The 9,958-nt window shown below is 56.9% G+C and carries 8 protein-coding genes, 1 tRNA gene and 1 other RNA gene; 9 read left to right on the forward strand and 1 reads right to left on the reverse strand.

Annotated elements, in window-relative coordinates:
• The first annotated feature begins 24 nt into the window (after window positions 1–24).
• The 9 genes from FJY67_02460 to FJY67_02500 all read left to right on the forward strand — a co-directional run bounded on the left by FJY67_02460 (window position 25) and on the right by FJY67_02500 (window position 8,252).
• Window positions 25–996, forward strand: coding sequence for a hypothetical protein (locus FJY67_02460; GenBank protein ID MBM3328323.1), 972 nt, complete (start codon window positions 25–27; stop codon window positions 994–996).
• A 53-nt stretch (window positions 997–1,049) separates the two neighbouring features.
• Complete coding sequence (locus FJY67_02465; protein ID MBM3328324.1) at window positions 1,050–2,057, forward strand: hypothetical protein; 1,008 nt, start codon at window positions 1,050–1,052, stop codon at window positions 2,055–2,057.
• A gap of 49 nt (window positions 2,058–2,106) precedes the next feature.
• Window positions 2,107–2,182 (forward strand) — tRNA-Met (locus FJY67_02470).
• 168 nt (window positions 2,183–2,350) lie between these two features.
• Entirely contained in the window at window positions 2,351–3,049 is a 699-nt protein-coding gene (locus FJY67_02475) for a hypothetical protein (GenBank protein MBM3328325.1), read from the forward strand.
• Between the two features lie 131 nt (window positions 3,050–3,180).
• Window positions 3,181–3,555: RNase P RNA component class A (rnpB, locus tag FJY67_02480), an RNA gene on the forward strand.
• 50 nt (window positions 3,556–3,605) lie between these two features.
• Window positions 3,606–5,315 (forward strand): single-stranded-DNA-specific exonuclease RecJ, encoded by a 1,710-nt coding sequence (gene recJ / locus FJY67_02485; GenBank protein ID MBM3328326.1) that lies wholly within the window; start codon window positions 3,606–3,608, stop codon window positions 5,313–5,315.
• A gap of 170 nt (window positions 5,316–5,485) precedes the next feature.
• Entirely contained in the window at window positions 5,486–6,541 is a 1,056-nt protein-coding gene (locus FJY67_02490; protein MBM3328327.1) for a hydroxymethylglutaryl-CoA synthase, read from the forward strand.
• 153 nt (window positions 6,542–6,694) lie between these two features.
• Window positions 6,695–7,858: a thiolase domain-containing protein gene (locus FJY67_02495; protein ID MBM3328328.1), complete on the forward strand. Its 1,164-nt coding sequence runs from the start codon at window positions 6,695–6,697 to the stop codon at window positions 7,856–7,858.
• Window positions 7,859–7,862: 4 nt separating this feature from the next.
• The gene (locus tag FJY67_02500) at window positions 7,863–8,252 is read left to right on the forward strand and encodes a Zn-ribbon domain-containing OB-fold protein (protein MBM3328329.1); all 390 of its coding nucleotides are present in this window, start codon (window positions 7,863–7,865) and stop codon (window positions 8,250–8,252) included.
• A gap of 127 nt (window positions 8,253–8,379) precedes the next feature.
• On the opposite strand, the gene FJY67_02505 is transcribed toward FJY67_02500, so the two are convergent.
• Window positions 8,380–9,288, reverse strand: coding sequence for a hypothetical protein (locus tag FJY67_02505; protein MBM3328330.1), 909 nt, complete (start codon window positions 9,286–9,288; stop codon window positions 8,380–8,382).
• Window positions 9,289–9,958 lie beyond the last annotated feature (670 nt).

A 9,958-nucleotide genomic window follows, 5' to 3' on the forward strand; every position in this document is an offset into this window, starting at 1 on the left:
TTAATCTTAGGGGCCGTTCAATATATGTCGAAACCTATTATCGGCATCTTGGCGCTGGCTTTCGGCATTTTTGCGACGGCCCGTTCAGACGCGGCTTGGCTTTCAGTAGCGCCGATCGGTAACGGCCGCAACGCCGAGACGCTCAAGGTGAAAGAGAATTCGCTTTCCTATTGGCGTCTTGGTGACAAGACTCCGGTTCAGGTCATGGTAACTGGACCGACCTCGCTCAAAGTCATTACCCGGTCGTCGCTGGATAAAAAAAGCAGCCACCGGACCTACGGATTGAATGTCAGCCGCGAGGATGGTAAGAAATACCGTCTATCCCGGACCACCCGCTATATCAAGTCGGTTACCAATCCGAAGAATGCGGCTGAACGCATTGGGGAGAGCCGTTCGATCACATTCAAAGTGCCGGCCGGCGAGCATACCTACACCTTTATCGCTCCCAAGAGCGGCAAGAACACGGTCTATGCCAGGTTCTTCGTCGCCAACGGGACTGCCAAGAGCCCCGGCGAACCGTTGGTTTCGTTCAAGCCGGTCGGGACACCTGAGGAAGTGGCTATTCTGATCAAGGAAGAAGAGTACCACTATTACCGTGCCGGAGGCGGCAACGGGCTGGAACTTGACGTTATCGGACCGACCCGTATCAACGGCCTGGCAAGGCTCGAGTTCGATCATACGATGCGCGGCGAAAAGACCTTCCGGGTGCAGGTCAAGGAAGGTGCCCAACTGGTGCAAACGACGCCCTTTAAGAGCAAGCCATCGGCAGCCGCCTCCTACAAGGAGAAGAGCGTTAAGGTGCTATCGCGAGGTCACTCTTTCAAGATCGACGTCCCAGCCGGCCGGCATCGTTACCATATTTCGACTCCCGATCCCGGGGTGACAGTCCTGTTCCGGTTCTACATTCCCCGGAAAAGCCTCGGTAACGAACTGCCGGAAGCGAAGCGCAATGGTTCGGCGCTATTGCAGGGCCTGTTCAAGACGAAGGCCGGATGATTTTTCGCTCAGTTGCAATTGCGACTCTAATTGCGGCTTCGGGCGCTGGTGCAATGCCACTGGGACCAGGAAGTGTGACGTTCGGCGCCGATTTGAAGCTGACCTACGACAGCAACCTGTTGCACTATTCGGATCGTGACTTCGACCGTTTCCTTGACGGCACCGAACCCTATCCTTCGACTTCTATCCGCAGCCTGGATGACTTGCGCACAGACTTTAAGATGAGTGCCGAATACCGTATCGACTGGGCGCGGCGTCGTACGACGCGGCTGCGGCTAACCGGCAATTTCGGCGCACACTACAGCAACCCGGTGAAGAACCTCGGTTGGGCAAGTTTCAACCTGCGGCAGGATATCGCTGCCATGCTGTTTGCTCAGGCAGGTTACTTCTACGAACCGCGCTACTACATTCGCGACTACCTCGACAGCCATACCGACTCTCGCCGGCGGTGTGATTTCGCGCTTTCGCAGTGGACCGGTTCGCTCACCTGGCGTCCAATGTGGAGCTATGAACTGACGGGCACACTTCGGGTCAAGGATTATGAATACAACCGCTATTTCACTGAATATGACGGCCGGGTGATCGAGAGTGGGTTGGGAGGGGTCTGGCGTCAAGGTGACTGGCGGTTTGAGACGGGTTACTCCTTTGCCGTTCATAACAACACCGGATTCAGCCGGGGCGACCGACTGCCCGAAGTGATCGAAAGTGAGGACTCAGAACTCGGCAACGCCGACTTCGAGGAGGATGGCTGGAACGTCTCGATGCGGCGCAGCCTGTTGATCTTTGCGTATGAAGGCGCATTGGAACTTGCAACCGATGTAGCGAGACGCGTCTATACGACTGACCGGTCCTCCTTCATCGACCCGATCCACTCGGAGCGAATAGACCGGATGGGGACAGTCTCTCTCGTCGGAACGCTTGATTATAGTCCGGAAGTGAACCTTGAAGCCGGACTCGGCCGGCAGTGGCGAAGCACCGAAGCCAACGACGAGCAAGCATCGCGCATCAAGAGTTTCGGAAGGTGGACGGTTTGGGCTGGTATAGGATATCGATTTGAGTAATTTGACGCACGATAGGCGGCCAACCCGGGTCTCTGGTGAGGACTCTTTGGGGCCCATAGCTCAGCGGTTAGAGCAGCGGACTCATAATCCGTCGGTCCCAGGTTCAAATCCTGGTGGGCCCACCCGAATGTTGCCGAACCGACATATTTCTATGATTATCAAGTATTTCCAATTCAATGGTCTGTTCGGCGGGCGAAATATGTCGCTTCGCCGCACACCCAATCAACTCGTGAAAAGCGCCCGGTGGACTCCGCCGCGCGCTTTTCTCATTTCAGAGGTATGGGAGGACATCCGTGCTTGATGATTTGAATCTCCTGGCCCGGTTGCAGGAGATCGACAATTCGTTGCAGGAACTGGTTGATGAGAAGGGCGATTTGCCCGACCAGTTGGCTTTGCTAAAGAAAGATCTGTCGCGGCTCGAAGACAGCATTGCCAAAGCCGAGGGGGAACTCTCGGCCAATGCTGCCAGACGGCAACAATTCGATCGGGGCGTCGAGGAGGCGAAGGAGCGTCTCAAGAAGTCGCAGGGGACGATCTTCAGCGTCAAGACGACCCGGGAATACGATGCCATATCGTCGGAGATAGAGCAAGCCAAGCATCAGATTGCGGACTTCGAACGGCAATTGCTCGAGTTGACCGGTAGCGAAGATGTTCTGAAGAGAGAGATCATTCAACTTCGTGACAAGTATGGCGTCGTTCTTGCAGAGAATGAGGAGCGCCGCCTCGAAATGCAGGAGCGAATGGGGCAGAGCGAGGGCGAGGAACTTACCCTTTCCCATGAGCGGGAGAAGATCGTCGTCCGCTTGAAGAGACCGGTCTATGCGCACTACGAACGGATCCGCAAGATCCGGGATGGGGTCGGAGTATCGCACCTTTCAGAAGGAGCCTGCAGTTATTGCTATTCGATGATTCCTCCCCAGCGTCAGGCAGAAGTGCGCCGAATGGACGATGTTATTCTCTGCGAAGTTTGCGGGTGTATAATGGTTTCGTAGAGGTTAAGGGCTGGTGAGGGTAAGGGGTTGTGAGGGGGGAGAATAATCGCCTTGTGATGACACTGGTTCACCAAACGTCTCCGGTGTAGCCGGATGATGATGATGTGGGTTAGAATTCGATAATTCTAAGCGGAGGCGGTCGGGCGGTCGCGTCGGCAAATAGCCGACGAGGAAAGTCCGGACTCCACAGGAGCGGGCGCTCGCCGCAAGGCGAGGTCTGACAGCCGGGAGGCTGTCGGAACAGAGAGCGCAACAGAAAACAGACCGTCCGCGACCCGCGGACAAGGGTGAAAAGGCGGGTTAAGAGCCCACCCGGATCCGGCGTGAGCCGGGTCTGATGCAAGCCTCGCCCGGAGCAAGACCGAGCAGTGGAGATGGTCAGCCCATGGGCTGACCAGCAAAGCGCTCCGCTTTGATTGATCCACGGGTAGGTCGCATGGACGACCCCGTCGTCCGTAGATGAATGACCGCTGAAACAGAATCCGGCTTATGAGCCGCCTCCGCTTCTCTTCCACTCCGGCCCTGAACGGCCGGTCAACATCGCTACTGCGTGTCGTTGCTTGAATCCCGATGGGAGGTCAGCGTCCCTGCCGACGCTGCAGCCATCGACCTATTAATGAAGGAGTTCCGCATTCCTCGTCCGGTAGCCCGGGTGTTGGTGAATCGCGGACTGGTCTCAACCGGCGAGGTCGAACGATTTCTCGCGCCGGGCCTGGCGCAACTTCACGATCCTTTTCTCCTGATAGATATGGAGAAGGCCGTCGAGCGAATCCTGCGCGCCATTCGGGAACAGGAGAACATCCTGATCTATGGCGACTACGATGTCGATGGGATCACCTCAGTTGCTCTGCTCTACCTCTTTCTGCGCGATATTGGGGGGGCTGTATCGTTCTACATCCCGGACCGTTCGACGGAAGGCTATGGACTTTCGATATCGGGTGTCGAAGAGGCGTCAAAGCGGAGTTGCAGCCTCATCATCACTGTGGACTGCGGCATCACTTCGATCGAGGAAGCGATTCACGCTCGGGCTGCCAACATTGACGTGATCATCTCCGACCACCATGTGCCGGGCGAAGCGATACCCGATGCTTATGCGGTCATCGATCCGAAGCGGTCTGACTGCCCTTATCCTTTCAAGGAACTTGCCGGTGTCGGGGTCGCTTACAAATTGGCACAGGGAATCGCCCACCGATTCGGACTCGATTCGTCTTATCTTGAGCGCTACCTCGATCTGGCTGCGATTGGCAGTGCGGCTGACATTGTCCCGCTGGTGGATGAGAATCGGGTGCTGGTTAAAACCGGCCTGGAGAAACTGAACAAGGACGGACTGGAAGGGGTTTTGACTCTGGTCGAGAGTGCCGGACTGCAAGCCGGCCGGGTCGATGTGGGACAGATCATTTACGGGCTTGCACCGCGAATTAATGCCGTCGGACGGCTCGGTCATGCACAACCGGCGGTGGAACTATTGATCACCCGCAATGCCGTGCAGGCCCGCCGGATGGCTGGAATCCTCGAAGATGAGAACCGGCAGCGCAAAGAGATCGACACCCGGACATTGAACGATGCGTTAGCCCGTATCGAAGGGGAATACGATCCCGAGCGCGATCGGGTAATTGTCCTTGCCTCCGAAGACTGGCATCCCGGAGTCATCGGCATTGTCGCTTCACGGATCATCGAACGCTACTTCCGGCCGACGGTCCTGATAACTATCGAAAACGGCATCGGCAAAGGATCGGCGCGTAGCATCCCAAACTTCGATCTCCACTCCGCACTCAAAGCCTGCTCGGACCTCTTTCTGCAGTTCGGAGGGCACAAGTATGCGGCAGGTCTGACCATCGAAGCGGAGCGAATTCCTGCGTTCCGAGCGCGGTTCAATGAAGTTGCCGGTTCGATATTGACGCCCGATGACCTGGTACCGCGAATCAAGATCGACGATCATCTTGCGCTGCACGAAATGAACCGCGATTTAGTGTCGATGCTGGAGAAGTTAGCCCCCTTCGGGCCGCGCAACAGCCGCCCCAGTTTCATATCCGAAGGCTTGGAGGTGGTTGGATACCCACGCATCGTAGGCACCAATCACCTTAAGTTCCGGGTGCGACAGAACGGCGTCGTCCTTGATGCGATAGCCTTTAACCAGGGCGAGAATGTCGAATGGATGGAGCCGGGCGGCATGGTCGATCTGGTCTATCACCTCGAGGAGAATCACTGGCAGGACCGGCAATATCTGCAATTGAAAGTGAGAGCGCTGCGGAAGTCGGAAGAGTAAAGAGCACAAGGCGTCTATGGAATGTGGGATGACTAACGACCGCTGATTGATACATTGCGCAATTGAGATTTAAGTGCGAATCTTCAACATTATCCGTTCGATAATCGCTGCCATTGGCCGCCGGAACATCGGGTCGCCGGAACGCGCGAAAGAAACTATCAGGAAGAACTATGTCGGAAGTCGGAATCGTCGGTTACGGGGCTTACATTCCCCGTTACCGTATCAAATTGGAGTCGATTGCCGCCGTCTGGGGCGCGGACGCCGAGAGTTACAAACGAGGGCTGATGCTCTACGAGAAGTCCGTCCCCGGCCTCGATCAAGACACAATCACAATGTCGATTGAGGCGTCGCGCTATGCTCTGAAGCGGGCCGGCATCACCGGTCGCCAGGTCGGCGCCGCCTATGTCGGATCGGAGTCGCATCCCTATGCTGTGAAGCCGACCGGGACGGTGCTGACTGAAGCCATCGGCGCAACGCCGGAGGTTCACAGTGCGGACTTCGAGTTCGCCTGCAAGGCTGGCACTGAAGCGATGTATGTTGCCTATGCCCAGGTCAAAGCCGGGCTTATCGACTACGGCATCGGCTGTGGAGCCGACACCTCGCAGGGCGCTCCCGGCGATGCCCTTGAATACTCGGCTTCGGCGGGCGCGGCGTCGTTCGTTTTCGGCCGGACCAACGTCATCGCGACGGTCGATCTGACCTACTCGTTCATGACCGATACCCCCGACTTCTGGCGGCGGGAGCATCAGTTCTATCCGCAGCATGGGGGGCGCTATACCGGCGAACCGGCCTACTTCAGGCACACCCTCGGTGCCGCCAGGGGCATTATGGAAAAAGCCGGGACGAAGCCTGCCGACTTCCGGTTCGTCGTCTTTCACCAGCCGAACGGCAAGTTCCCAACCGAAGCGGGGAAGAAACTCGGCTTTATCAAGGAACAGTGGGAGACCGGGCTCTTGACGCCATGGCTTGGCAACACCTATTCGGGCGCGTCTCCGATCGGGCTCACGGCGATCCTCGACATTGCGAGTCCGGGAGACCGCATACTGATGGTTTCGTTCGGATCGGGCGCCGGTTCGGATGCGTTCATTTACACCGTAACCGACCAGATCAATGGCAAGCCGCAAATGGCGCCCCTGACCCGGCCGCAACTCGACGAGAACAAGTTCTACATCGACTACGGCCGTTATGCCAAATTCCGGGGCAAGATCATCCGCAACGAGAAGTAAGAGGAGCCAAGAGGCACAAAGCAAGCAGTTGTTAATGAAATGCTGAATCTTCCCTGAACCAGGAACACCATTTAGCATTAGCATTATCATTACCATTATCGCCGCTGCCCGGTGGTAATAACAACTTTGAACAGGCAATAAAGGGAGACATCAATGCGTGAAGTCGCCGTCATCGGAGTCGGCATTCACAAATGGGGGGAACTGTGGGACTTGTCGCTGCGCGATATGCACGCGCTGGCGACGTCGCGCGCCATAGCCGACGCCGGAATCGATCACATCGACTCGCTCTATGTCGGCTGCATGTCAAGCGGGCTCTTCACGGCGCAGGAGCATCTCGCCTCGCTGCTCGCCGACAATGCCGGCTTGTTGCCGGTTCCGGCGACCCGGGTCGAGAGCGCCTGTGCTTCGGGAGGACTGGCCTTCCGGCTTGGCTGGATGGAGGTCGCCTCCGGGCTATCTGACATCGTCCTCGTGAGCGGTGTCGAGAAGATGACCGATGTTACAGGCGAGGAAGCGACCTTTGCCCTTGCGACCGCAGCCGATACGGAATATGAGGGCTACCAGGGCGCGACTTTCCCCGGCCTCTATGCGATGATGGCACGGGCGCACATGGAGCGCTATGGCACGACGCTTAGGCAAATGGCTGCGGTCGCGGTCAAGAGCCATGCCAACGGAGCGCTCAATCCCGATGCTCAGTATCCGTTCACCGTCTCGCTCGATGGTGTACTCAACTCGACAATGGTCGCCGATCCGCTGAGACTGCTCAACTGCTCGCCGATCACCGACGGGGCGGCGGCGGTCATACTTGCGCCGGCAGAGTGGGCCAGGGCAAATCTGAAGAAACGGCCGCTTGTAGTGATCAAAGGTTCGGGTCATGCGACGGACACAATAGCGCTACATTCGCGCAAAGATCTGACATGGCTCGAGGCGACGGAGATCGCGGGTCAGAAAGCCTACCAAATGGCGGGCGTCGGGCCGTCAGACATCGACTTCGCCGAGGTGCACGACTGCTTCTCGATTGCGGAGATCATGGTTACCGAGGCGTTGGGATTCTTTGAGCCGGGACAGGGCGGGCCGGCCGCCGAGGCGGGTCAGACCGCGCGGGACGGAGCCAAGCCGATCAACACCTCGGGCGGGCTCAAGTCGAAGGGGCATCCGGTCGGAGCGACGGGCGTTGCGCAGATCATCGAGGTTGCGCGGCAACTCTGGGGCGAGGCTGGCGGTCGTCAACTCTCGAAGGCGCGGCGCGGCCTGGCGCAAAACATGGGCGGAACCGGCGGATCGGCGCTGGTGCACATTCTCGAAAGGAAGGACTAATCCTATGAAAATCCGTTCACCGCGTTACGCGCGGGAGATTCCGCGCCGGTATCGTTACGAAGGTGCGAAGACCACGTCGGGTGAGATCTTTTTCCCGCCGCGAGTCGTCTATCCGGGCGGTGCCCAGGCTGAGCCTCACACTCTTGCGACGACGGGCAAGGTGATTACCTGGACGGTGCTGCACGTCGCCCCGCCGGAATATACCGATTTGACGCCCTTTGCTTTAGGGGTAATCGAACTGGATGACGGAGCGCGCATCACGGCGCAAATCGCAGACATCGACCCGAAGGAGGTGCAGTCGGGGATGCGGGTGAAGATCGAGTTTCGCAAATTGCGCACGGAGGGGGATGAAGGGTTGCTCTGCTACGGGTATAAGGTGGTGCCGGAGCGGTAGAAAAGGGGCGGGGCAGAGGGTGTGGGAATAAGAAACGGGCAGGCGCTTCGCCTGCCCGTTCTGTTATGCAGCCAATATGCAACCTGTGGCGGCAAGGCTGGCTTGCAGGGGCTGGGAATAACGGGCTTCAGAACCACCCGGTGGCATCGACGTAGCGTGATTGGACTCCGCTGAAATAGATGTCGATGGCGGGACCGTTGCCGTGTCCGGTGGAGTTCGGGACGATAGCGACCGCTCCGGTGTCGGAAATGCTGTTTCCGAGCAGAAGGATGCCATTGCCGAGGGTGCGCAGCAGCCCGTTAAAGTCGATCGTCTTCCCCGACCGGCCCAGGATGACAGTGGAGGTGACGGAATCTCCTCCGATCTTCAAATCCTGGGGACTGACTGCTGTCCCCCCGGAGTTGATTTTCCCGGCTGATGATGTGCTACCGACGAAGAGGTCGCCCTGGATGCCAAGATTGGCATCGTTGATGACGTCTTGGCCTGATCGCCCTATCTTTACACCGGCGGTTTGAATTCCAGTTCCGATGTGCAGAGCTTTGGCCGCGACACCGGTCCCACCGGAATCGATCTTGCCGACATTGTCGGATGGACCAACTGACAAGGTGCCGCTCGCACCGAGGAGGTTGGTTTTTATCACGACTTTGTAGCCCGATCGACCGATTTCCACATCCGATGTGGAAATGTCAGATCCGATTTTGAGACTCTGTCCGTTCGGATCGCCATTAGCGTCGATCATTCCGGATCCTTGGAAATTGCCGATCCGAACTTCCTCGATGATCCGCATGTCGCCTTCGACGGTAGTTCGATGATTCAGCTGCCCGATGGAAACTTGCGCAGAATCTCCGCCCATACTGAGGGTTCCATTCGTTCCTGCGTTGATTGATCCAAGAAACTCGGACTTTCCCCGCACCTTCAACGCCCGAGCATCGTCATTGATGCTTGAGTTGATGAACTCCGCGGCGATCGAAGCATTATCGTTGACATTCACATCATCGACACGCAGTATCCGATGATTGACCTCTCCAGAGATCATATCCTGATCTCTTGTTGAGTCATCTGCATTTCCCTAAGCCATGATTGGCTCCTTTGTTAGGGATGTGGTTACGGTGATGAACATTAGTAGGCATAGGGGCCGCCGTAAACCCCTATGTCAGATCGTGTGCCGTCCGGATCTTGGAGATCCGGGCGCCCTTCATCGACTCCGCGTGAATTGGCGCGTAGTCGGTAAGATCCCTCTTCGAATGCAGGCTCCACATTCATCAAATTATTCTCGCCCCATCCCGCATTCACCCAGATCCTTCCAGCATTCCAGAGAAGATTGTAATCGGGAACAAGTAGTTGGCCGTTTATAGCCCGATTAAAAACTGCCCAATCGGATATATTCATAATGATATTGTTGCTCAAGTCACCCCAAGAATGTGCTATTTCAGGACCATCTCTTAAATTCATGAATAAATTATTTCTTATCAAGGCGTTGTTTTGACCAATAGTCAATCCTCTTTGCTCTTCTCCTGAAGAACCCTGAAAGATGCAGTTGACAATACGTGGACTGGCTCCCCCACAAGCAAGCCCATAACATACGAAATCTGATGTGTTCCTAAAGGTCAGTCCCCTTACGAGCATCGTGGTATCCTGCCCGCCTGTGATCCATGCGGCCGTATAATAGCCAGTTCCATCGAGGATCGTCTCCTCCGGTCCCGACT

This window comes from Calditrichota bacterium (genome assembly GCA_016867835.1).
Lineage (GTDB): Bacteria > Electryoneota > AABM5-125-24 > Hatepunaeales > Hatepunaeaceae > VGIQ01.